Consider the following 22,226-nt stretch of genomic DNA (forward strand, 5'->3'; position numbering starts at 1 on the left):
CGTGGGATTCCTCGGCATCGCACGAGGCCTGAGTGCAGGCAGGCGACGACGAATGCCTGGAATCACGTCTTGTCGGGGCGCGTCGCGAAGCCGTGATTCGAGCCGCGTGGGTGGCGCGGCGTGTCGTGTCCTGGCGTGCCATTTCCGGGACGCCAGGAGGTCCGTCCGACTCAGCCGCGCATGGCCTGGAGGGGGTCCACTCGCGTCGCCCTTCGCGCCGGGAGCCAACAGGCCAGCAGGGCGACCACGGCGAAGAGCAGGGTGACCCCCACGAACGTCAGCGGGTCCCAGGAAGAGACGCCGTAGAGCTGGGACGCCAGGAGCCGCGTCAGCGCCAGGGCCCCCCCGAGGCCGACCGCCAGCCCGAGCCCCGCCAGCGCCGCCCCCTGGGTCAGGACCCGCCGGAGGACGTCTCCCGAGCGCGCCCCCAGGGCCATGCGGATGCCGAACTCGCGGGTGCGCTGCGCGACGAGCAGCGAGATGACGCCATAGAGGCCATGGGTGGAGAGGATCAGCGCGAGCGCCGCGAAGCCCCCGAGCAACGAGAGCACGAGCCGCCGCGCCCCGAGCGACTGGGTGACGACCTGCTCCATGGTCGCGGCCCGGAAGACGGGGATGCCGGAGTCGACGCGCCGGACCGCCGCCTGGACCGAGGGCAACACGGTCTCCGGGGGCACGGAGGTGCGAATCACGAGGACCAGGCTGTCGTCGCCCCAGGGGCGGCCCTGCGGGACATGGAACTCCGGCAGCGGCGCCTGCTCGAGGCCCGCCTGCCGGACATCGCCCACGACGCCCACGATGGTGTGGACGCCGATGCCCAGGCGGAGCTGTCGGCCCAGGGCGCCTCCGTCCTGGAAGTGCCTCCGCGCGAGCGCCTCGTTGATGATGACGACGCCCGGCTGACCGGGGGCCGAGTCCTGGGGGGTGAAATCCCGACCGTGCTTCAGGGGGATTCCCAGGGTCGAGAAGAAGCCGGGGCTGGATGCCCGGCGCTCGGCGCGGGGTTCTCGGCCGGGTTCAGGGGCATCCTCGCCCTCGACCGTGTAGCGGGCGTTGCTCCAGGCGCGCTGGATGGGGAGCAGCGACGTCATTCCGGCGGCCGTGACGCCCGGAAGGGCGCGAACCTCGTCGAGGATGGGTTCCAGCAGGGTGCCTGGGAGACGGGTGTCCAGCCCGTCCGAGGTGAAGAACCGGCTGTCGGGGATGCCCAGATGCAGGGTCAGGAGCTGCTCGGTGGCGATTCCCGGAGACGTGCCCAGCAGCAGGAAGAAGCCGCGCCCCAGGAGGCCGGCGCCCACGAGCAGGATGAGGCACAGGGCGAGTTCGCCGACGACCAACATCGAGCGCAGGCGGCGGGAGCCGAGCCATCCCGGGCTCGCCGAGGCCAGGCCGGCGCGCAGGTTCCACCCGGTGACCTGGAGCGCGGGAACCAGGCCGAATCCGAGCCCGCAGGTCCCGGTGATGGCGAGCAGGTAGAGGAACACGGGACCATCCAGGCCCACGGCCTCGCGCCGAGGCATCGTCTCGGGCGCGATGGCCATGAGGGCATCCAGGCCCCACCGGGCGACGAGGAGCGCGAACACGGCGCCGAGACCCGACAGGAGAAGACTCTCGACGAGGAGCTGCTGGATGACCCGGGCTCGGCCCGCGCCGAGCGCCGCGCGAACGGCGAACTCCTGGCCGCGGGCTCCAGCTCGGGCGAGCAGCAGGTTCGCGATGTTGGCGCACGCGATGAGGAGCACGAGCGCGACGGCGCCGAGCAACAATCGCAAGGGCCCGACCCAGAGTCGGGTCCGGGCCTCGGCGAGCGAATCGACGCGCGCGCTCCGGTCCTTGCCCGAGGCAGGTCCCGCTGCGCCGAGTCGGGACGCGAGCTCCTTCAGGTGCTGGTCGGCCGTGGCCACGGAGACGCCCACGGCGAGCCGGCCGCGGACCGAGAGCACGGTGGAGTTGCGTCGATCCCGGGCATCTGGAGGGGCGACCAGGGGGAGCCAGAGGTCCATCCCGGGGTCGAAAAACTCGGGGATGACGCCGACCACGGTATGCGGGACGTCGTCGAGCAGGATGCGCTGGCCGAGAACGGCCGGATTGGAGGCGAAGCGCCGACGCCACAGGGCTTCGCTCAGCACCGTGATGGGCTCCTGGCCGGGCTGGTCATCGGTCGGGGCGAAGGTTCGGCCCAGGACGGGCGGGACACCGTGGACCGCGAAGTAGTCGCCGGTGGCCCGGGTGGCCTCGAGGCGCTCGGAATCGGACTCGGTCCGGAGGATGGCGCCGCCGGTGGTGAACGCGGCGAGGTGTTCGAAGACCGTGGCCTGGTCTCGCCAATCCCAGAACGTGGGCCACGACACGGGGCCGCCGCTGAGCTCGGGGCGGAGTTCGACCACGGAGACGATGCGGTCGGGTTCTGGATACGGGAGCGGCCGGAGCAGCACGCCATGGACGACGCTGAAGACCACGACGTTGGCGCCGATACCGAGCCCCAGGCAGAGCACCGCGGCGGCGACGAAGCCAGGGGAACGCATGAACGTGCGGAGCGCGAAACGCGCATCCGCGAAAACGGAATCGACGAAGCCCATGAGGTGGAGGCCCCAGAAACCGATCGAAGTTGGCTGGAAAGAGACGCGAGCCATTGTGGCGAGGATCGGCGCCTGGCGGAACAGGGGGCTTCGTCCAACAAGCACGCCGCACGCAGGGCCTGTGGTCGGCTCGGCATGGCGGCGCGGCGGATGCTCGCGGCACCACGTGAGTGCCGGATTCAGCGGCCCGAAGCCCGCCAAGGGGGTCCGAGGCCAGCCGGGGAGAGCTTCGGAATCAGCCTGGAGCCGGCGCCCAAAACCCCACCTGGGACGCCACGGGCTTAGTTTACATAACGCATGTTATCGGACCTAATGGCACTCTGGGGCCAGAGGGCGAAAGACCTGTCCTCCGGGCCGGCTGAACCGCCGAACGGCGCCCTCCAGCCCCTGAACCCGAGGCCCCGGCCGAGGCCCCGGGACTCCGTCCTCCTGGGCATCGGCGAACGCGCCGCTCCCCGGATTGAGCATCTGCTGCGACGTGGCCTGCATCTCCACGTTCGAGGACGCTTCCGGCCCGTGCATCCCCGCGGCTGGCCACTTAAAAAACGCGTGGAGGTATTCCCCGTGGCGTACGTGTTCCTGGTCCTGGCCATCGCCAGCGAGATTCTTGGTACGAGCATGCTGAAGACCACCGAGGGCTTCACCCGGCTCTGGCCGTCCCTGGCCTGCCTCGGGGCCTATGGCGTGGCGTTCGCGCTCCTGTCCCAGGCCGTGAAGACCATCCCCGTGGGCGTCGCCTATGCGCTCTGGTCCGGGCTCGGGACGGCCGCCATCGTCGTCATCGGCGTGACCTTCCTGGGCGAATCCATCAGCGCGATCAAGATCATCGGCGTGAGCCTCATCGTCGTGGGTGTCGTCATCCTGAACCTGGGCGGCGCGCACTGAGGCTGGCTCGGCCCCTCGTCCGACCAATCCCAGGCTCGGCTGCCCGGACGCGAGTCCGTGCTTCACCCGCACCGTGTCGACGCGTACCGTGTCCCGCGCATGCGCCTTCTCCGAACCGGACTTTCCGCCACCCTGTGCTGCGGCGCGCTCTTCCTGACTGGCTGCCCGGACAAGCCGACGGACACCCCGGACTCCGGCTCTGGCACCGCCACTGCGCCCGAGCCCCCCAAGCCGCCACCGCCGACCGCCTTCAGCCTCAGCTATCAGGCGCCGGACGCGAGCCTCGCCCAGGTCTCCCTGGAGCCCGGTGACAAGCCGCTCATCCAACAGACCTCCGCGCTCGAGCTCCGGACGAACCACGGCCTGCGCAACTACCGGGTCCGCCTGTTCGACGAGGCCGAGCGCGCGATGGTCTCCGACGACAGCGCCGAGGAAGCGGACTCAGGACTCGTCTACCGGATCAACCTGCCGCAGCCGCTCAAGACCGGCTTCTCGTACACGCTCGTGGTCGACGCGCAGACGGGCAACGCCTTCACGGACACGCTCGGGCGCGAGGTCGAGGAGCTGCGCACCACGTTCCAGGTCGCCGGCGAGAAGGAAAAGCCCGCTCCGCCGCCCGCGCCCGCCAAGAAGAAGAAGCGCCGATAGCCGCCCGCGACGCCCGGGCGGCCACCGCGCGACCGCTCACTTCGAGAGGATCGTCGCCGACTCGATGGAGATGGTCTTCTGCGGCACGTCCCGCATCCCGCTGCGCATGCCGGTGGCCGTCGCCTCGATCTTCTTCACCACGTCCAGGCCCGAGGTGACCTTGCCGAAGACGGTGTAGCCGTGACCGTCCGGCCGCGGATAGTCCAGGCCGGAGTTGTCCACGGTGTTGATGAAGAACTGCGCCGTGGCCGAGTTCGGGTCCGAGGTCCGGGCCATCGCGATGGTGCCCGTCTGGTTCTTCAGGCCGTTCTGGCTCTCGATCGGAATCGACGCACGGGTCTTCTTCTGGTCCATGCTGGACGTGAAGCCGCCCCCCTGGATCATGAAGCCCTGGATCACGCGGTGGAAGATGGTGCCGGTGTAGTGCCCGGCCTCGACGTACTCGATGAAGTTGGCGACCGTCTTCGGCGCCTTCTCGGGATACAGCTCGAGCTGGATGTCGCCTTCGCTGGTCTTGAACTGCACGACGGGGTTGGCCATCACGAACCTCTCGAAAGTCCTGCGTGGAAAGAGTCCGGCGCGTTCTGCCACAACTGGCGGCCCCAATGCCGCCAGAACCGTCCGACCTAGCGTTCAGCCACGGACGGAAGCCCCAGGGCGGTCTGCAGCTCCCGCAGCTTCGCCTGGATGACGCGGATGTTCTGCGGCCCCATCCGCAACAGGTGTTTCTGGGCCCGGCTCAACCCCTCCAGCTCCGGGGACACGTAGGCATAGAGCGCGCCCTGGGCCTTCACCTCCACGGGCGCCCCTTCGGGGACAGGCACGGCCAACAGGTGCTGGATGGAGCGCCCCAAGGTCGCGTCGAAGCCCTGTCCCGGCGGCGCCAGCTCCGCGTGCGCCTGGACGAGCAGCGGCTTGAGCTCGCGATAGAGGCTCCCCGCCGCCTGCGCGTCGAGCGATCCGAACACCCGCGCCACCGTGTCGTACCGGGCATGACTCTTCGGGTCGATGGTCAACGTCTGGTGGTCCTTCGCCTCGACCACCACGAAAGGCTCCGCCGGCCCCAGGAAGCCGAGCACCATGCGCGGACTCGCGCCCTCGGCGACGTTGTTCACCGCCGCGGCGACACGCCGGGCCAGGTCCCGCTCCTGGAGCCACGCGGCCAGCTCCGGCGCATCCGACAGGCGGCCGGCGAGATCTCGAACCTTGCCGTCGCTCTCCGGCAGGGACACCGTGGGCTGTGCCGCGACCACGCCCGCGTCCTGCGGCGTGACGACGACGGGAACCTCGGGGCTCGGGCCCGGCGTCCCCGTCGTGCCTCGATAGAAGAACCAGGCGCCAGCCCCACCAGCGACCACGATCGCCGCGACCACCCCACCCGCCACCCATCCGCTGCCGCCCGTCCTCGGGGGCTCCTCCGGGGGCGGCGGCGTCATCGGGCCTCCTGCGAAAACCGGGTCGCTCATTCGGCGCTCCTCCTGGGGTTCCCAGGCACGGGGGACGGTGGAAGCTACAAACGGCCCCCCGGACCATTCCACCCCGGGCCAGCACGCACGGGTGTGGGACTGTCAACCGAGTGAACCTCTGAGCCCGGGGCGGCGCGCCCCCCAGGCCCCCTGCCCTTCACGGCAACTGCTCCTCGGCCCGGACCCGGGCGAGGGTCTGCAGGTCCCGCTCCGTGGGGCCCATCTCCAGGAGGATGCGGCTGACGTCGTAGAGGACGTCGCCGCGCTCGAACACCGGCAACCGGGGGACGTCCTGGTTCAGGTCGTCCGCGCCCCGGTTGTAGGCCACGTCCATCAGCGTCCGGAGCTGGAACGAGTCGTAGAGGTTGTACTCGACGAGGAACCGCAGGGCCTCGATGTCGCCGCGCCGTTGGTACGCACGCCACAGCAGCACCGCGTCGTAGCCCTTCACGCCCTTGAGGTGCGACGGACGCTCGGCGCCGATCTGGCCCTCGATCTCCTTCAGGCCTCCGCCCAAGCCCAGCCGCCGCGTCACGAAGCGCAGGTCGATGTGCGCGTCCGGCACGGGGAAACGCCCGGGCCCGAAGTGGTCCCGCAGCACGGGGACGTCGAACGTCGAACCGTTGAACGTCACCCACAGCCGCCGCGCCGCCATCGCCTCCGGCAGCGCGTCCATGTTCCGGCCCTGGATGAAGACGTGCAGGCCCTGCTTGTCGAAGAGGCTCACCACCGTGGGCGCCTGGGCCTCGCGCCCGTCCGTCTCGATGTCGAAGTAGACGGCGTCGTCCTGGAACGTCGGATACAGCCGCCAGTGCTCGCGTGGGGGAATCAGCTCCGCGAGCTTGCGCAAGTCCCTCCGCGCCAGGGCCTCGCGGGCCTGGGCGATCCGCTCGCGCGCGATGTCATCCGTCTTCCGGGAGATGGCCACGCCGCCGCCGGCCGCCGGGTAGTCGTCCCACGTCCGGAAGCCTCGGGCCCACAGGTCCTTCTCCCGCCAGGGGCCCACGCCCGGGATGTGCTGGAACGTCCGCTCGAGCATCACTCCAACGGCCCCAGCCTTCCCGCCACGAGCTCCTCGAGGAACGGGATGTCCGCCTCGCAGAAAGGCAGGGCCCGCATCTCCTCCGGGGAGTGGTAGGCCAGGGCGTTGGCCCCCAGGGGCTTCGGCTCGCCGGACACCAGCCGCGCCGCGTAGAGCACCAGCTCCACCGTGAGGTCCGGATAGACGTGCCGCACCTGGGAGAGGCGCCGGCCCACGCGGAGCTCGACGTCCAGCTCCTCGCGGCACTCACGGGCCAGCGCGGCCTCGTCCGTCTCCCCGGCCTCCACCTTCCCACCGGGGAACTCCCACAGCAGCGCGCGGCTCCCGCCGGGGAGCCGCTGCTGCACCAGGAACCGCTGGGCGTCGAGGGGACCCGGAATCAGTGCCGCCACCACGCGGACCGTCCTGGTCGAACCCGTCGTCACCCCTTCAGCCCGTTCATGTCGAGCGCGTAGAGCCAGCCGTTGTTCGACAGCACGAACACCTGCGAGCCCGCGACGAACGGCGTCGCAGAGATGCCACTGCCCGGGTTCCACGACACCCGAGACTTGCCCGTCTTCGGGTCCACGAACAGCAGCGAGCGCTGGATGGGCACGAGCAGCATTCCCTTGGCGAACACCGGCGTGAAGCCCGCCCGTTCCCCCAGGGGGAGCGACCAGAGCAGCCGCCCGTCCTCGGCCAGGTAGGCGTCCAGCCGGGCGTCGCCCACCGCGAAGAGCATCTGCCCGCGCATCACCAGCGCCGTCATGCCGGGCACGGAGCTGCTCCACACCATGTCGCCCGTCTCCGCCTCGAGCGCGAAGATGCCGTTCTTGTACGAGCTGACGTAGAGCTGGCCGTGGTCGTCCAGCACGGGGGACGAGTCCACGTCCAGGAACTCGTTGCCGCTGCCGGACAGCGACTTCTCCCAGTTGGCGCCACCGTCCTTCATGTTCAGCGAGACGATGTAGCCGTCGGAGAAGCCCACGTAGGCCGTGCCGTCGCGCACCGTCGGGCGGGACGCGCCACGCACGGTGAACCCGGACGGCGGATCCCTCCGGTACTGCCACGCCCAGACCCCGTCCGCGGCCTTCACCGCGAACAGCGTGTCGCTCTCCGAGGCCACGAGCACCAGGCCCTCGGCCACGACCGGCACCGTGGCGAGCGACTCGTTCGCGGCGTACTTCCACTTCTCGTCGCCGGTGGCGGCGTCCATGGCGTAGAGCACGCCGTCGCCACCCGGCACGAAGACCACGCCCTCGCTGACGGAGGGGCCCGCGGCGAAACGGGTGGCGGTCTTCTTCGACCACTTCACCCGCCCGTCTTCCCCGACGCCCCGGATGTAGCCGTCGCGCGTCAGGGCGATGACCGTCTTGCTCAACGGGTCATACGCCGGAGAGGCGACTTCGCGGGGGGCGTACTCCAGCGTGGTGGGCTCGACCAGTTGCGCCCACCACGACACGGAGAAGTAGTCCACGGGAGGCGCCAGCTCGGTCCGGGGCAACTCCGGGCTCCCGTACCGCGGCGCCATGCTGCAACCACCCAGGAGACCGACCGCCACGGCGCTCCCCAGCCAATGCTTCCAGCTCACGAGCTGCTTCCTCCTCATGGCGACCGTCGTACCACTTCGCGTCATTTATCGGTGACCGCCGCGGGCTGGCCGGGCTGCGCGGGAACGGCCGGCGCGGGAACCTTCACGCCCGCCGACGCCAGCACCGCCAGGCGCTCGCTGGACAGGCGCGCCGCGGCGGTGTTCGGGTGGTCCGTCGAGACCTTGGAGAGCACGCCCGCCGCCTCCTCCTTCTTGCCCTGGAGGATGAGCATGCGGCCCTTGTGGTACGCGCCCATGCCCGGCAGGAACTCGCCGCCACCGGCCGCGTCCATCTGCTCGAAGGCCTTGAGGGCGTCGTCGTACTTCTTCTCCGCCTCGAAGGCGTAGCCCTGGCCCTCGAGCGCGCCGGCGCGGAGGGGATCGTTCTGGGCGGCGCCCTTGAGGAACTCGCCGAAGGCCGTCTGGGCCTCGCCGAACTGGCCCAGGCGGAAGTGCGCCTCGCCGAGCGACAGCGCCGCAGTGGTCGCCGAGCGGGTCCCCGAGTGGGCCGCGCGGAAGTCCGTGAGGGCCTTCACCAGCGCCTCGTCCCGCTCCTTCAGGTTCTTGAAGGCGGGGTCGGTGTCACCGGGCTGCGCGGGCTGCACGCCCTCCACGGGGCGGTCCAGCACGGCGAACGCCTGCCCCAGCGCCTGGGCGGCCTTGGCCTCGCCGCGCTTGGACACCTCGCTGGCGATGGCCACGCCGATGCCGCCGATGATGACGACGGCCACGGCGATGCCGATGAGCTTCTGCCGCTGGATGAGCCAGTCACGCGCCTCGGCGCCCACCTTCTGGAAGGAGTCAGGCTGGCGAAGCTCCTGCTGGCGAATCTTCTCGGTCTTGGTTCCGGCCACGTCGGTCAACCTCTCTCTGCGCTTCGGTGCTCTACCCTGTCAGAGGGCGGAAGAGCGGCGCACTGTATGGAGCGCGCGCCGCGAGTGTCAACGCACGGACGCTTCAGTGCTTCCCCTGGAGATGTGGCTTCTTTCGCGCCGCCCGCTTCGCCTGTCCCGGCCGTGCCCGGAACAGGAGGCGGATGGGCACTCGCAGGTCGAACGTCTTGCGCAGCTGGTTCGTGATGTACCGCTTGTACATGTCCGGGACGCCGTCCGGATGATTGCACGTCAGGGCGAACGTCGGCGGCGCGGTGGTCACCTGGGCGATGTAGTACAGCCGCAGCGGCTTGCCCCGGACGATGGGGGCCGGGTGGTTGTCCACCATGTGATCCAGCAGGCGGTTGAGCTGCGGGGTGGGCGCCCGGAAGCGGAACTGCTCGGCCAGCTCCACCGCCACGTCCACCACCTTCTCCACCTTCGAGCCGGTCAGCGCGGAGGTGAACAGGATGGGGGCGTAGCCCACGAACTTGAGCGCGTACTTGAGCGTCTCGCGGTAGGCCTCCTGGCGCCGCTGATCCGCGTCCACCAGGTCCCACTTGTTCACCACGATGACGAGCGCGCGGCCCCGCTCCTCGGCCAGGCCCGCGAGCTTCGCGTCCTGGTCCACCGCGGGCTCCGTGGCGTCCATCAGCAGCACCGCCACGTCGCTGCGCTCCATCACCTTGAGCGCCGCCACCACCGAGTACTTCTCCACCTGCTGGGCGATGGTCTTCTTGCGCCGGATGCCCGCGGTGTCGGTGAGGATGAGCTTGTGGCCCTTGTACGTCAGCGGCGAGTCCACCGGATCGCGGGTGGTGCCCGGCACGTCGCTGGCCACCACCCGCTTCTCCTGGAGGATGGCGTTGACCAGCGTGCTCTTGCCCACGTTGGGCCGGCCGATGATGGCCACGCGGATGATGCCGTCGTCCGGAGGGGCCTCGTCGTCCTCGCCGTCCTGCTTGGGCGGGAGCTTGGAGACGACCTCATCGCACAGGCCGGGGACTCCCAGGCCGTGCTCGGCGGACAGGGGCTGCACCTCGCCCAGGCCCAGCTTGTAGAAGTCCGCGGCGAGCGACTGCATGGTGCCCGACGTGTTGTCGAGCTTGTTCGCCGCGACGATGACGGGCTTGCCGCTCTTGCGCAGGTAGCTGGCCACCGCCGCGTCCGCGGGCGTGACGCCGTCGCGCCCGTCCGTGACGAAGACGATGACGTCACACTCCTCCACGGCGAGCTGGGCCTGCTCCCGGACCTGGGACAGCAGCGCGTCCTTCTCGCCGGGGACGAAGCCCCCCGTGTCGATGAAGGTGAACTTGCGGCCTCCCCACTCCGCGTCCGAGTAGACGCGATCCCGCGTCACGCCCGGCATGTCCTCGACCAGCGAGATGCGCTTGCCGACGAGGCGGTTGAACAGCGTGCTCTTGCCCACGTTGGGGCGTCCGACAATGGCGACCAGCGGCTTCATCTCAGTCGTATCCCAGCTTCTTGAGGCCTTCGGGGCGTTCGCTCCAACGCGGCTCCACCCGGACCCGGAGGTCCAGGTACACATGCGCGCCGAGCAGCCGTTGAACGGACTTGCGCGCATCCGTGCCGATGGTCTTCAGCATCTGCCCCTGCTTGCCGATGATGATGGCCTTCTGGCTGTCGCGCTCCACGTAGATGGACGCGGCGATGCGGATGAGGCCACCCAGTTGGCCCGGCGGCGTGCCGGGCCGGGGCTCCCGCTCCGTCTCGTCGAAGATGTCCACCATCACCGCCGTGGAGTACGGGATCTCCTGGCGGCAGTGCCGCAGCACCTGCTCGCGGATGTACTCGCCCACCAGGGTGCGCTCCTGCTGGTCGGTGAGCATGTCCTCGTCGAAGATGCGCTCGCCCTCGGGCAGGTGGCCCAGCACGACCTGGAACAGGCGGTCCACGCCGTCCTTCTCCCGCGCGGAGATGGGCACCACCTCCGCGAAGGGGAACTCCTGGCGGTACAGGTCGATGAGCGGCAGCAGCTCGCCCTTCGGGACCGAGTCGATCTTGTTGATGACCAGGAAGGTGGGCTTGCCCAGCTTCTGGAGCCGCTCGAGGATGGTGCGGTTGCCCGGGCTCACCTCGGGCTTCTCCCCCGCCGGCGGCTCGATGAGGAAGAGGACCAGGTCCACCTCCTCGGCGGCCTGCAGGGCCGTCTCCACCATGTAGCGGTTGAGCTCCCCCTTGGCCTGGTGGATGCCGGGGGTGTCGATGAAGGCGACCTGGCCCTCGGGGCGGGTCACCACGCCGAGGATGCGGTTGCGCGTCGTCTGCGGCTTGGCGGAGACGATGGCGATCTTCTCGCCGGTCAGCGCGTTGAGCAGCGTGCTCTTGCCCACGTTGGGGCGCCCGATGAGCGCGGCGAAGCCGCTGCGGTGATTCTTGGGGGAGGCCATTGCTTCGGAGGTGATCTGGGAGTCCCTGTCCTACCTGGGAGCCCCTGAAAAAGTACGTCCTGCGGAACGCCCTATAACAGGACACCGTCCCTTCGTCTTTCGACTCGCGGAGGCGGCGGCGGGCGGGCGACCTGCGGGTGGGTCGCCGGAGGGTCTGTCGGGAGCTTGCTTCCTTGCGCGCCCCGCCGTCTCAGGGCCGGGCGGACTCCTGTGCCTTCGGGGGGGCCTTTCCGGTGGGCGCGGCGACCGGCGCGTCGGAGAGGGTCACGCTCTTGGGGGCCTTGTCGCTCAGCTCCACCTTGTTGAGCACCACGGCCGTCTGGGGACGGTCGCGGTTGTCGCGGGGCACACCGCCGATGGCTTCCACCACCTCGTAGCCCTTCACCACCTCGCCGAAGATGGTGTGCTTGCCGTCGAGGTGCGACGGCGTGCTGGTGGTGATGAAGAACTGGCTGCCGTTGGTGTTCGGCCCCCGGTTGGCCATGGCGAGCAGCCCCACCTTGTCGAAGGAGCGGCCGTTGAGGACCTCGTCCTCGAAGCGGTAGCCCGGATCCCCCATGCCGGTGCCGGTGGGATCTCCCCCCTGAATCATGAAGCCGGGGATGACGCGGTGGAACACCGTGCCGTCGTAGAGCGGCTTGTTCGACATGGCGTCGCGCTTCGGGTCACGCCACGGCTTCTCCCCGGTGGCCAGCCCCACGAAGTTCGCCACCGTCTTCGGGGCGTCCTTCGAGAACAGCCGCACCACGATGTCACCCTGGGTCGTCTTGAGCGTGGCGTAGAGCGGCTTGCCGGCCTCCACCTTCTTCGTCCACTTGCCCGGCGCGGCGGCAAGGGCGGTCCCCGCCACGAGGCAGGCGACCAGCGCGAAGGTCATTCGGAGGGGGGAGGTGCGCATGGGCGCGGCACCATATTCCCCACCTTCCGCCCCTCCAAGGGGTTTCACGCCGGTGTGTCACCCGTCGGGGCATCTGGAGGTGGATGTGCGCCCTCCCCCGGGCTCTCCGCCCCGGGCGAGGCCTGGAGCTGGGTGGCGTTGGCCGCTTCGTCGGCGGCCTCCTGCTTCAGCCGCTCGAGGGTGGCCTGGGCCGCGCTCTGCTCCGCCTCCTTCTTGCTCCGGCCGGAGGCCCGCGCGAAGGAGACGTCTGCCAGGGTGACCTCGACCTCGAACACCTTGGCGTGCTCGGGGCCGGTCTCGGAGATGACCCGGTAGCGCGGGGACACCTTGCGCTTCTCGTGGGCCATCTCCTGGAGGAGCGTCTTGTAGTCCAGCCGTCCCTGGCCGGTGGACACCTCGTCCAGCAGCTCGGCGAAGAGCCGGTCCACCAGCGCGCCCGCGGCCTCCAGCCCGGCGCACAGGTACACCGCGCCGAACACCGCCTCCAGCGCGTCCGCCAGCACCGACGGCTTCTCCCTGCCACCGGAGAGCAGCTCGCCCCGGCCCAGCAGGAGCAGGTCCCCCAGGGGCAGCCCCCGGGCCACGCGCGCCAGGCCGTCCTCGTTGACCACCCGGGCGCGCATCTTGGTGAGGTCCCCTTCGGGGACGCTCGGGAAGCGCTCCATGAGGCGGTGGCCCACGACCAGGTTCACGACGGAGTCACCGAGGAACTCCAGGCGCTGGTTGTCCTTGAGGTCCTTGTCCTTGTTCTCGTTGACGTACGTCTTGTGGGTGAGGGCCTCGAGCGCCACTTCCCTGCGCGAGAACACCAGCCCCAGGCGCGTCTCCAGGGCCGCCACCCGCTCCGACTGACTCAGCTTCTCCACGGACGTCTCTCACTCCTGCGGCGCATCCGGCCCCACCAGCCTCACGGCCTCCGGCCGGACCTTCAGCAACGCGGCCACCATCCGGACGATTCCAGGGAACTCGTCCAGTTCGAACCGGCCCGCCCACACCTTGCCCTGGGCCCCCGCGAGGAGGCCCCGGAAGGTCCGCCCCGCGATGCGGGCGGCGGCGAAACGGTACGGACGACCGTCGACCTGGAGCTGCGCCAGGAGCTCCAGGCTGCTGCGGGGTGGCACGAGCGACTCCATCCCGAACTTCTCCACGATGTCCGAGAAGCGCACCAGGCCCGCCCCCGGCGGGGAGGCCTGCGGGCGACTCGCCGGCTCGCCGAGCAACGCGGCCAGGTAGCCGGTCAGCGCCGCCCGCTCCCGGAACTCCGACAGCTCCAGCGTGTGGCCGGCCCCGCCGGGCACCTCGGCGCCCTCGCGTTCGGCCTGGACGATGCGGAAGTTGCCCAGCCGGTCCGCCGCCAGCGTCACCGTCAGCGGGCCGTCCTCCACCCGCGTGGTCAGCTCCAGCGTGTCGGCGTCCACCCGCGGCGCGAGCCCCAGCACCTGGAGCTCCGCCGAGCGGCGCTGGACGTGGAAGATGTGCTCGTTGAAGGCGTCCGACAGCAGCGCCTCGATGTCCGCCACGTCACTGAGCGCGCCGATGAGGATGGGCGCCAGGCCCACCACCGCCGCGGGGGAGATGGGGATGAGCCGATCGCCCATCACCTGGAAGGTCACCTCGGCGATGAACGCCTTGGTGACGGGATTCACGAGGGGGGACGACTCCAGGTCCAGCACCGCTTCGATGCCGGCCACGTCCTCCCGCACTTGCAGCCCGAGTCCCTCCAGCCGTGCGGTGTCCATCAAGTCCCTTTGAAGGTCTCTCTCGCGATGATGGTGCGTTGGATCTCGCTCGTACCCTCGCCAATCTCACATAGTTTGGCGTCGCGCAGGTAGCGTTCAACGGGGAATTCACGGGTGTAGCCATACCCCCCGTGGATCTGCACGGCCTTCCCGCACGCGCGGGTGGCCACCTCGGAGGCGAACAGCTTCGCCATCGAGGCCTCCCGCGAGTACGGCAAGCCCGCATCGGCCAGCCGGGCGGCCCGGTGGACCAGCAGCCGCGCCGCGTCCGTCTCCGTGGCCATGTCCGCCATCATCCAGCGCAGGGCCTGGAACTCGGCGATGGGCTGACCGAAGGCGGTACGCTCGCGCGCGTACCGCGTCGACTCCTCCAGCGCGCCCCGGGCCAGGCCCACCGCCAGCGCGCCGATGGTGATGCGGCCCTTGTCGAGGATCTTCATCGTGTCGATGAAGCCGTGGTCCACCTCGCCCACGCGGTTCGCGTCGGGGACCTCCACGTCCTCCATCACCAGCTCCGCGGTGTCGGACGAACGCATGCCCAGCTTCCCGTGGATGGCGCGCTGGCTGAAGCCCGGCATCCCCTTCTCCAGGAGGAAGGCGGTGATGCCCTTCTGGCGCTTCTGGGGGCTGGTCACGGCGAGCACGACGAAGACGTCACCCACGGTTCCCTGGGTGATGAACATCTTGGCGCCGTTGAGGACCCAGTTCGAGCCCTGGCGCACGGCCGTCGTCTTCATCCCGGACGCGTCCGAGCCGGAGCCGGGCTCCGTCAGGCCCCAGGCGCCCAGGGCCTCGCCCGTGGCCAGCCGGGGCAGGTACTTCTCCCGCTGGGCCTCCGAACCGAACACGCGCAGGTGGCTGGTGCCCAGGCCGTTGTGGCTGGCCACCGTGAGCGCGAGCGAGCCGTCGAACCGGGCGAGCTCCTCCACCGCCACGGCCACCGCGAGCGAGTCCATGGCGGCCCCACCGTACTGCTCGCCCACGAGGATGCCCATCACGCCCAGCTGCCCCAGCTCCCGCACGACCTCCAGGGGGAACGTCTCCTCCCGGTCCCACTGGGCCGCGTACGGCTTCACCCGTCGTTCGCAGAAGTCTCGGAGCGAGGATTGGAGGGCGCGGTGACTCTCGGGGAGTTCGAAATCCATGGTCGGGCGGGATCTATAGCAGACGGTCCCGAGGGGTACGGGGACCTTCGAGCAGGGTGGAGCGGAGCCCGGTAGGCCCGGGTCCGGGGAACATGGCCGGGGCGACATACCAGAAAGGGGATGGCCTGGCTGCCCTCTCGCCCGCTGGGGTGCCGGCCGCCGTCCGACCGATGACGCGCCGGGCGTCCCCCTGGGCCCGGGGGATGGCGGCGCGGGCTCCCCTGCCTACCTTCAAGGCTCGAAGGAGACGCTCCCGTGCGTGGCGCGTCCCCGACCACACCTGGCCCAGGAGGGATGCATGTTCGCGAAGAGAAAGGCGAAGTGGACGGCGAAGGGGTTGGCCAAGAGCGACCTCTACCGCAAGTGGGTGGCGCACAAGCTCCTCAACGAGTTCCCGCGCGCCGCCCGGGAGCGGTGGGAGGACTTCGAGCCGGATGATGCGCTGCGGCACATCGGACTGACGACGTACCGGCCCGGCCGCACGGGCCTGGGCGCGGTGGGCCTGTTCCTGCTCGGCGCGGTGGCCGGGGGCGTGGCCGCCCTGCTGCTCACGCCGACGACGGGCAACGACCTGCGCACCACGGTGAAGGACAAGGCCTCGTCCTACATGAACAAGCAGAACCTGAACCTGGGCCAGGAGAAGAGCGCCAACGCCTAGCCGCCGGCGCGGGCGGTCGCGAGCCATCCGTGACACGCGGAGGGCGGCGCCTGGGGCCGTGAGCCCGGGCCGCCGCCCTTTCGCGTCTCGCCACGTGGCGGGTCAGCGCCCCTTGTAGACGGGGGGGCGCTTCTCGGCGAAGGCCCGCAGGCCCTCGAGGCGGTCCTCCGTCTTCAGGACCTCCTCGTACTTGCGCAGCTCCAGCGCGAGCGCCTCGTCGAGCTCCAGCCCCATCCCTTCGTCGATGGCGTGCTTCGCGCTCGCCACGGCGACGGGGGCGTTCTCCACGACGGCCTCGGCCAGGCCGTAGGCGACCTCCAGCAGGTGGCCCTCCGGCGCGAGCCGGTTCACCAGGCCGATGCTGAACGCCTCCGCGGCGTTGATGCGGCGGGCGGTGAGGATGAGGTCCTTGGCGCGCCCCGGGCCCACCAGCCGGGTGAGCCGCTGCGTCCCGCCGCCCCCCGGGATGATGCCGAGCTTCACCTCGGTGAGCCCCAGCTCGGCCGCCGGCGCCGCCACGCGCAGGTCGCAGGCGAGCGCCAGCTCGGTGCCCCCGCCGAAGGCCGAGCCGTTGATGGCGGCGATGAAGACACAGTCGCTGTGTTCGATGGCGCGGAACGTCTGGCGCAGGCCCTCGAGGAAGGCGCGCACCTCGGATTCGACCATGGTGGCGCGCTCCTTCAGGTCCGCGCCCGCGCAGAAGGCCTTGTCCCCGGCGCCGGTGATGATGACCGCGCGCACCTGACGGCCCGAGGTGACACGCGCCACGAGGGCGCCCAGCTCCTGGAGCATGGCGCGGCTGATGGCGTTGCGCCGGCCCTCGCCGTCGATGGTCCAGATTTCGATGGCTCCGCGCGCGTCGACCTTGAATTCCGGCATGTGGACTCTCTCCTGCTGGGCCCGTCCGGCGGGCCGCCCTGGGACGCGGCAGAGTGCGGCGGGAAGGCGAGTCTGGCAAGGCGGAAACGGTTACCATTCCCCTCATGCCTCCGTCGCGCACCGTGCTCCATCGCCTGGCCCCGTGGGCCCCGACCCTGGCCCTGGTGGCCCTCGCCCTTCCGCTGGAGGTCCTCGCCCGGGGAGGTGGCGGCGAACACTACACGCGCCCGCAGTCGGACAATCGGGACGGCGGCGGGGGGGGCGACGGCCTGCCGATCTGGCTCCTCTTCGAGGTCTTCCGGCTCGTCTTCCGCTACCCGAAGGTGATGCTCCCGCTCATCGTCCTGGGCGGCGTGGCCTACTGGCTCTACAAGCGCAACCTGCACCCGGACGCCACCACCCGTCGCGCGCTGGACCAGTACGAGGCGGACCAGCGCACGCAGGTGTCCTCGCGCGACGTGCAGGGCTGGGTCAGCGCCCTGAAGCTCGAGGACCCGAAGTTCGAGCTGCAGCCCGTGCTCGACAAGGTGAGCCGCCTCTTCCTCGACCTGCAGCAGGCGTGGTTCCTGCGCGACATGGCGCCGGTGCGGCCCTTCCTGTCGGACGCGACGTGGCAGCGCTTCGACGTGCAGTTGAAGCTGCTCGACGCGCAGGGCGTGCGCGATGCGATCACGGACATCGAGGTGGGCGACGTGCAGCTCATCGGCCTGACGCAGAGCGAGTGGTTCGACAGCATCCAGGTCCGAGTCCACGCGCGGATGCGGGACACGGACGTGCCCGCGCGCTTCACGGACGCCCAGGCCACGGACGCCGCGCGCAAGGCGCCGCTGGAGGCCTTCACGGAGGTCTGGACCTTCGTGCGCAAGCCGGGGGCCCAGACGCGCATCGGCGAGGACCTGTTCCAGGGCAAGTGCCCCAACTGCGGCGCGCCGTACAAGGGCGGCGCCACCAACCGCTGCGAGTTCTGCGACGCGGTGGTGAACTCCGGCAACTACGACTGGACGCTCTCCGAAATCACCCAGGGCGTGGAGCACACGCGCTACCACCGCACGGTGGACGGGCTGAGGCAGGCGCGCGAGGCCGACCCGGCGCTCAACCTGGAGGTGCTGGAGGACCGCGCGTCGCTGCTGTTCTGGAAGTGGATCTCCGCCCAGAGCCGGGGCGACACCCAGGGCCTGTCCAAGGTGGCCACCTCCGCGGCCCTCCAGACGCTCGGCGGGGAGCTAGAGTCGCTGCGCCGGCAGGGCCGCCGCCGCGTCTTCCTCGAGTGCGCGGTGGGGTCGGTGGACGTGCGCGCGCTGGAGGTGGACCCGGGCGGGTATGACCGCGCCCACGTGGAGGTCCGCTGGAGCGCGCGAATGGGCGTGGGGCCCATCGACGAGCGCCCGCCCGAACTGCCCACCGTGCCCCAGCGCTTCGTGTTCACGCTGGTGCGCAAGCACGGCGCGGCCACCAACACCGCCAACGGCATGTCCACGGACCGCTGCCCGCAGTGCAACGCGCCGCTCACCAACACCGCCGCCACCACGTGCGACTTCTGCGGCACGCAGCTCGGGAGCGGCGAGCGGGATTGGGTGCTCGCCTCCGCCCTCCCCTTCGAGGCCTGGAACGCGAGCCAGGGCGGCCCCCGCGCCAGCTACGTCCCCCGCCGCAACGCCGTGCGGAGCGACCCCGCGCCCGCGCCGCGCGAGGCCGCGCCCGTGGCCCCGGACTCGGACGTGGTGATGGACATCCAGGAGCGGCAACGGCTGCTCTACATGATGGCCGCCATCGCCGCGGCGGACGGCACCGTCACCCCCGCCGAGCGCAAGCTGCTGAAGCTGTGCGCCGAGCGCTGGGACGTGGCGTGGGCCAACGTCGAGATGGCCCTCAACGCCGGCCCCCAGCTCTTCGACCGGCTCGTCACCCGGGGCAGCCCGGAGGCCGAGGTCTTCCTGCGCAACATCGTGGAGATGGCGCTCGTCGACGGCCGCATCGACCGCAAGGAGCGGCGCATGCTGGAGTCCGCCGCCGCCCACCTCGGCCTCCAGGAGCAACTGGCCTCGATGCTCTCCGGACAGTGACTCTCCGTATGATTACGGGGAGTGAAGTCCCGCCTGGCCTCCAGGTGGGGACTCAGGAGGCGCGGCGCTCGTCCGGACGGTAGGTCTCGATGACGCCGTGGACGCGGTCGGTGACGCCCTGGAGCGAGCCGGTGGCGAGGCGGGTCGCCTCCAGTCGCCCCAGCGACTCGTTCATCATCGAGGAGAGGTCGTTGACGGCGGCGAAGAGCTGCGCGACGCCCGCGGCCTGCTGGCCGACGGTGGCGGAGATGCGGCGGATGCTGTCGGCGCCCCGGTCCACGATGGAGGACAGCCCCCGGAGGTCCTCTCCGGAAGCGCGCACCACGTCGAGGTCGTGCGCCATGCGCTCGGCGCCGCGCTGGGACAGGCCCACGGCGTCCTGGATGGCGCGACGCGTGTCGTCGAGGATGCCCCGCACCTCGGTCATCGCCTGCTGGGATTGGCGGGCGAGCCGGCGCATCTCCATGGCCACCACCGCGAACCCCCGCCCCTGCTCCCCCGAACGCGCGGCCTCGATGGCGGCGTTGACGGCCACCATGTTGGACTGGTCCGACAAGTCCTTGATGGTCGCGGCCACGTCGGTCAGCCGGCGGGCGCGCGCGGCGAGCCCCTCCAGGTGCGTGGTGAACTCCGCCACCTGGTCGCGGATGCCCTCCAGGCCCACCATGCTGCGCCCCAGGCTCTCCTGCACGGAGGCGCCCATGTCTCCCGCCTGGGTCGCGGCGGCGAGGATGGCGTCGGCCTGACGCGCGGCGTCCTCGGAGGCGCGCTGGAGCTCCGTCGCGGTCGCCTGCGTCTCCGTCAGGGCCTGGGCCTGTCGGGCCAGGGTCGAGCGCTGCTCCTCGGTGGATTCGCTCAACGAACGCATGGCCACCGTCAGGTCCTGCGCGGAGTCCACCAGGGGTTCCACCACGCGCGCGCGAACCTCTCCCTGCGCCAGCTCCAGCCGGGCCTGGCGGGAGGACAGTTCGTTCAAGTCCCGGAGGCCTCCGCGACAGGTGATGAAGAGGAAGACGACCTCGAACAGCACCCAGCCGCCGTGCTCCAGCGCGCGGGCGATGCTGCCCACGTCCGTGCCGAAGATCGAATGGGGCCAGAACACGCCCCGCAGCAGGTGGTCCGCCACGACGACGGTCGAGTAGAGGCCCAGCACCCGCAGGTCGCGGTAGACGGCCAGGAAGGCCAACGAGCCGAAGATGTGGAAGTGCGTCTCGATGCGCCCGTCGGAGAGGTGGATGAGCAGCCCCGACCAGACCGCCTGCGCCACCGCGATGACGAAGCGCGTGCTCGCGAGCCCGGAGCGCAGCAGGCCCAGGGCCACGGGGAGGCCGGAGACGACGAAGCCCAGCAGCCCCGCGGCCCAGACGTGGGGATGGATGGCGCTCGACGCGCCCTCCCACGTCCGGGGCGAGAGGAACAACGCCATCGCGAGCCCCGCGCCCCATTGAAGGCCCAGGAGGAGCGCGAACATGCGGTCCGTGCGACGACTGAGTGCGAGCTGATGCGCGTCGAAGATGTCTTGCGCACGTCGCGCGAGGGCCGTCGCGTCGACAGAGATGTGCATGCCGCGAATCCGAGGGAGAAGAGGCCGGGTTGAAACACACCCACCTATACCCGGCGAATCCAACCTCGTGAACCACCCCCGAAAACTTACAGGCACGCCTGCTCATGTAGGCCTGAAGTCAGGCCCATGAGTGGGCACACGGGCGCCCAAGGGGTGGGCCGCGGCCTGCTCAGGCGGAGCTGGCGATGGGCACGGGGCGCGGGGCGTCCCGCCCGTCCTCGTCGGGGGCGACCTGATGGGCGTGGATGACGCGCTCGACCCCGTCGGTGACGACCTGGAGCGCTTCCGTCGCGGCGCGCATCGCGTCCAACCGGCCGAGCGTCTCGGTCATCATCCCGGAGAGGTGATTCACGGCGTCGAAGAGCTGGGTGACGCCCACGGCCTGCTGCCCGACGGCGGAGGAGATGCGGCGCACGCTGTCCGTGCCGAGCTCCATGATGGACGAGAGGCCGCGCAGGCTCTCACCCGAGGCGCGCACGGCGTCGAGGTCCCTGGCCATCCGCGCGGCGCCGTCACGGCTGGAGCCCACCACGGACTGGATGGCCCTGCGCGTGTCGTCGAGGATGCCCCGGACCTGGCTGGTGGCCTCCTGGGACTTGCGGGCCAGCCGGCGCATCTCGCTGGCCACCACGGCGAAGCCGCGCCCGTGCTCGCCGGAGCGCGCCGCCTCGATGGCCGCGTTGAGCGCCACCATGTTCGACTGGTCCGCCAGGTCCTTGATGGTGACCGCGACCCTGCCGAGCTGGATCGCGCGAGCCTCGAGTCCCTCCATCTGTCCGGACAGATCCGCGACCTGTGCGCGGAGCCCCTCCAGTCCCTCCGCGCCACGGCCGATCATCCGTTGCGCGGTGGCGCCCACGTCCCCCGCCTCGGAGATGGACGAGAGGATGACCTCCGCCTGTCGGGACGTCTCCTCGGAGGTCCGCTGGAGCTCGGTCGCGGTCGTCTGGGTCTCCATCAGCGCCTGGGCCTGGCGCACCAGCATCTTCCGCTGCTCCTCCGCCGTGGAGTGCAGCGAATGCATCGCCGCCGCCAGCGCGTGAGCGGAGGCGACCAGCGGTCGGATGATGTTCGCCTCCGCCTGTCCACGCGCCAGCTCCACCTGCCGCATGGACAGGTCTCGCCAGTCCTTCAAGCCACCCACGCAACTGATGACGAGGAAGACATCCTCCAGCGCCACCCAGCCCGCGTGCTCCAGGGGGCGCAGGAGTCCGGAGACCCCCGCGCCGAAGATGGACTCGGGCCAGAACAGCCCGCGCAGCAGGTGGTCCGCCACCGTGACGAGCGAGTAGAGGCCGAGCACCCGCACGTCACGATAGACGGCCAGGAACGCCAACGAGCCGAAGATGTGGAAGTGCGTCTCGATGCGCCCCCCCGTCAGGTGGATGAGCAGCGCCGACCAGAGCGCCTGCGCCACCGCGATGGTGTAGCGCGTCGCGGGCTCTCCGGGTCGGGCCCGGCTCAACGCCACCGGCAGCGACGAGACCACGAGCCCGAGCACCACCGCCGCCCAGACGTGAGGATGCAGTTGGCTCGTGGTGCCCGACCACATCCGGGGCGACAGCGTGAGCGCGGTGACGAGCCCGCCCACCCACTGCACGCCCATGAGGACGGCGAACATGCGGTCCGTCCGGCGGACCAGCGTGGACTGATATTCAGCGAAGAAGTCTTGGGACTGGCGCGCGAGGGCCGTCGCGTCGACCGGGAGTGTCGTCATGAGCGCGGGACTGGATGCCTCCAGACCTTGAACAAACCATGTTCAATGTTTCATGAAAACGAACACTTTCAATCCAGCCATCGCGTGGAG

The 22,226-nt window shown here is 70.5% G+C and carries 20 protein-coding genes; 4 read left to right on the top strand and 16 right to left on the bottom strand.

All coding sequences use genetic code 11. The features are described from left to right. Positions 1 to 170: 170 nt before the first annotated feature. On the bottom strand, positions 171 to 2,633 hold the full coding sequence (locus tag LZ198_RS10665; RefSeq protein ID WP_323382343.1) for an ABC transporter permease: 2,463 nt from the start codon (positions 2,631 to 2,633) through the stop codon (positions 171 to 173). Between the two features lie 510 nt (positions 2,634 to 3,143). Between LZ198_RS10665 and LZ198_RS10670 the strand changes: the two genes are divergently transcribed. Both LZ198_RS10670 and LZ198_RS10675 read left to right on the top strand, forming a co-directional pair. Then, positions 3,144 to 3,464, top strand: coding sequence for a DMT family transporter (locus LZ198_RS10670; protein ID WP_253971811.1), 321 nt, complete (start codon positions 3,144 to 3,146; stop codon positions 3,462 to 3,464). A gap of 99 nt (positions 3,465 to 3,563) precedes the next feature. Beyond that, positions 3,564 to 4,112, top strand: coding sequence for a hypothetical protein (locus LZ198_RS10675; protein ID WP_253971812.1), 549 nt, complete (start codon positions 3,564 to 3,566; stop codon positions 4,110 to 4,112). A 36-nt stretch (positions 4,113 to 4,148) separates the two neighbouring features. Here LZ198_RS10675 and LZ198_RS10680 read toward each other — a convergent pair whose 3' ends face one another. The 12 genes from LZ198_RS10680 to LZ198_RS10735 all read right to left on the bottom strand — a co-directional run bounded on the left by LZ198_RS10680 (position 4,149) and on the right by LZ198_RS10735 (position 15,255). Further along, positions 4,149 to 4,652, bottom strand: coding sequence for a peptidylprolyl isomerase (locus LZ198_RS10680; protein WP_253971813.1), 504 nt, complete (start codon positions 4,650 to 4,652; stop codon positions 4,149 to 4,151). Between the two features lie 86 nt (positions 4,653 to 4,738). Beyond that, entirely contained in the window at positions 4,739 to 5,578 is an 840-nt protein-coding gene (locus tag LZ198_RS10685) for a DUF3014 domain-containing protein (protein ID WP_253971814.1), read from the bottom strand. Between the two features lie 157 nt (positions 5,579 to 5,735). Continuing rightward, complete coding sequence (locus tag LZ198_RS10690; RefSeq protein ID WP_253971815.1) at positions 5,736 to 6,617, bottom strand: ribonuclease H-like domain-containing protein; 882 nt, start codon at positions 6,615 to 6,617, stop codon at positions 5,736 to 5,738. Then, complete coding sequence (locus LZ198_RS10695; RefSeq protein WP_323382345.1) at positions 6,617 to 7,015, bottom strand: (deoxy)nucleoside triphosphate pyrophosphohydrolase; 399 nt, start codon at positions 7,013 to 7,015, stop codon at positions 6,617 to 6,619. Before LZ198_RS10695 ends, LZ198_RS10690 begins: the two co-directional genes overlap by 1 nt. A gap of 26 nt (positions 7,016 to 7,041) precedes the next feature. Beyond that, positions 7,042 to 8,208: an outer membrane protein assembly factor BamB family protein gene (locus LZ198_RS10700; RefSeq protein ID WP_253971816.1), complete on the bottom strand. Its 1,167-nt coding sequence runs from the start codon at positions 8,206 to 8,208 to the stop codon at positions 7,042 to 7,044. Between the two features lie 23 nt (positions 8,209 to 8,231). Further along, complete coding sequence (locus LZ198_RS10705; protein ID WP_253971817.1) at positions 8,232 to 9,044, bottom strand: tetratricopeptide repeat protein; 813 nt, start codon at positions 9,042 to 9,044, stop codon at positions 8,232 to 8,234. A gap of 103 nt (positions 9,045 to 9,147) precedes the next feature. Beyond that, on the bottom strand, positions 9,148 to 10,527 hold the full coding sequence (der, locus tag LZ198_RS10710) for a ribosome biogenesis GTPase Der (protein ID WP_253971818.1): 1,380 nt from the start codon (positions 10,525 to 10,527) through the stop codon (positions 9,148 to 9,150). 1 nt (position 10,528) lies between these two features. Continuing rightward, the gene (gene era / locus LZ198_RS10715) at positions 10,529 to 11,473 is read right to left on the bottom strand and encodes a GTPase Era (RefSeq protein ID WP_253971819.1); all 945 of its coding nucleotides are present in this window, start codon (positions 11,471 to 11,473) and stop codon (positions 10,529 to 10,531) included. 190 nt (positions 11,474 to 11,663) lie between these two features. Beyond that, a complete protein-coding gene (locus LZ198_RS10720; RefSeq protein WP_253971820.1) occupies positions 11,664 to 12,371 on the bottom strand; it encodes a peptidylprolyl isomerase in 708 nt (235 codons plus the stop codon). Between the two features lie 44 nt (positions 12,372 to 12,415). Beyond that, positions 12,416 to 13,237, bottom strand: a complete 822-nt coding sequence (gene rnc / locus LZ198_RS10725; RefSeq protein WP_253971821.1) for a ribonuclease III — start codon at positions 13,235 to 13,237, stop codon at positions 12,416 to 12,418. Positions 13,238 to 13,246: 9 nt separating this feature from the next. Further along, positions 13,247 to 14,110, bottom strand: a complete 864-nt coding sequence (locus tag LZ198_RS10730; protein WP_253971822.1) for a hypothetical protein — start codon at positions 14,108 to 14,110, stop codon at positions 13,247 to 13,249. After that, complete coding sequence (locus LZ198_RS10735) at positions 14,110 to 15,255, bottom strand: acyl-CoA dehydrogenase family protein (protein WP_253971823.1); 1,146 nt, start codon at positions 15,253 to 15,255, stop codon at positions 14,110 to 14,112. Before LZ198_RS10735 ends, LZ198_RS10730 begins: the two co-directional genes overlap by 1 nt. 298 nt (positions 15,256 to 15,553) lie before the next feature. Between LZ198_RS10735 and LZ198_RS10740 the strand changes: the two genes are divergently transcribed. Then, positions 15,554 to 15,913 (top strand): YtxH domain-containing protein, encoded by a 360-nt coding sequence (locus LZ198_RS10740; protein ID WP_253971824.1) that lies wholly within the window; start codon positions 15,554 to 15,556, stop codon positions 15,911 to 15,913. 102 nt (positions 15,914 to 16,015) lie between these two features. Here LZ198_RS10740 and LZ198_RS10745 read toward each other — a convergent pair whose 3' ends face one another. Continuing rightward, entirely contained in the window at positions 16,016 to 16,792 is a 777-nt protein-coding gene (locus tag LZ198_RS10745; RefSeq protein WP_253971825.1) for an enoyl-CoA hydratase-related protein, read from the bottom strand. 104 nt (positions 16,793 to 16,896) lie between these two features. Between LZ198_RS10745 and LZ198_RS10750 the strand changes: the two genes are divergently transcribed. After that, complete coding sequence (locus LZ198_RS10750) at positions 16,897 to 18,855, top strand: TIM44-like domain-containing protein (protein WP_253971826.1); 1,959 nt, start codon at positions 16,897 to 16,899, stop codon at positions 18,853 to 18,855. Between the two features lie 52 nt (positions 18,856 to 18,907). Here the strand turns inward: LZ198_RS10750 and LZ198_RS10755 are convergent, their stop codons facing one another. Together LZ198_RS10755 and LZ198_RS10760 are read right to left on the bottom strand one after the other, a co-directional pair. Further along, the gene (locus tag LZ198_RS10755; protein WP_253971827.1) at positions 18,908 to 20,419 is read right to left on the bottom strand and encodes a methyl-accepting chemotaxis protein; all 1,512 of its coding nucleotides are present in this window, start codon (positions 20,417 to 20,419) and stop codon (positions 18,908 to 18,910) included. 169 nt (positions 20,420 to 20,588) lie between these two features. Then, positions 20,589 to 22,136: a methyl-accepting chemotaxis protein gene (locus LZ198_RS10760; RefSeq protein ID WP_253971828.1), complete on the bottom strand. Its 1,548-nt coding sequence runs from the start codon at positions 22,134 to 22,136 to the stop codon at positions 20,589 to 20,591. Between the last annotated feature and the right edge of the window lie 90 nt (positions 22,137 to 22,226).

Source organism: Myxococcus dinghuensis, from assembly GCF_024198235.1.
Classification (GTDB): Bacteria; Myxococcota; Myxococcia; order Myxococcales; family Myxococcaceae; genus Myxococcus; species Myxococcus dinghuensis.

What these genes read in the sequence shown, in the direction of transcription:
- LZ198_RS10730 (WP_253971822.1), bottom strand. Translation starts at nt 14,110, where the DNA reads ATGGACACCGCACGGCTGGAGGGACTCGGGCTGCAAGTGCGGGAGGAC.
- LZ198_RS10755 (WP_253971827.1), bottom strand. Translation starts at nt 20,419, where the DNA reads ATGCACATCTCTGTCGACGCGACGGCCCTCGCGCGACGTGCGCAAGAC.
- LZ198_RS10680 (WP_253971813.1), bottom strand. Translation starts at nt 4,652, where the DNA reads ATGGCCAACCCCGTCGTGCAGTTCAAGACCAGCGAAGGCGACATCCAG.
- LZ198_RS10740 (WP_253971824.1), top strand. Translation starts at nt 15,554, where the DNA reads ATGTTCGCGAAGAGAAAGGCGAAGTGGACGGCGAAGGGGTTGGCCAAG.
- LZ198_RS10690 (WP_253971815.1), bottom strand. Translation starts at nt 6,617, where the DNA reads ATGCTCGAGCGGACGTTCCAGCACATCCCGGGCGTGGGCCCCTGGCGG.
- LZ198_RS10700 (WP_253971816.1), bottom strand. Translation starts at nt 8,208, where the DNA reads ATGAGGAGGAAGCAGCTCGTGAGCTGGAAGCATTGGCTGGGGAGCGCC.
- LZ198_RS10745 (WP_253971825.1), bottom strand. Translation starts at nt 16,792, where the DNA reads ATGCCGGAATTCAAGGTCGACGCGCGCGGAGCCATCGAAATCTGGACC.
- LZ198_RS10760 (WP_253971828.1), bottom strand. Translation starts at nt 22,136, where the DNA reads ATGACGACACTCCCGGTCGACGCGACGGCCCTCGCGCGCCAGTCCCAA.
- der (WP_253971818.1), bottom strand. Translation starts at nt 10,527, where the DNA reads ATGAAGCCGCTGGTCGCCATTGTCGGACGCCCCAACGTGGGCAAGAGC.
- era (WP_253971819.1), bottom strand. Translation starts at nt 11,473, where the DNA reads ATGGCCTCCCCCAAGAATCACCGCAGCGGCTTCGCCGCGCTCATCGGG.
- LZ198_RS10665 (WP_323382343.1), bottom strand. Translation starts at nt 2,633, where the DNA reads ATGGCTCGCGTCTCTTTCCAGCCAACTTCGATCGGTTTCTGGGGCCTC.
- LZ198_RS10685 (WP_253971814.1), bottom strand. Translation starts at nt 5,578, where the DNA reads ATGAGCGACCCGGTTTTCGCAGGAGGCCCGATGACGCCGCCGCCCCCG.
- LZ198_RS10675 (WP_253971812.1), top strand. Translation starts at nt 3,564, where the DNA reads ATGCGCCTTCTCCGAACCGGACTTTCCGCCACCCTGTGCTGCGGCGCG.
- LZ198_RS10720 (WP_253971820.1), bottom strand. Translation starts at nt 12,371, where the DNA reads ATGCGCACCTCCCCCCTCCGAATGACCTTCGCGCTGGTCGCCTGCCTC.
- LZ198_RS10750 (WP_253971826.1), top strand. Translation starts at nt 16,897, where the DNA reads ATGCCTCCGTCGCGCACCGTGCTCCATCGCCTGGCCCCGTGGGCCCCG.
- LZ198_RS10735 (WP_253971823.1), bottom strand. Translation starts at nt 15,255, where the DNA reads ATGGATTTCGAACTCCCCGAGAGTCACCGCGCCCTCCAATCCTCGCTC.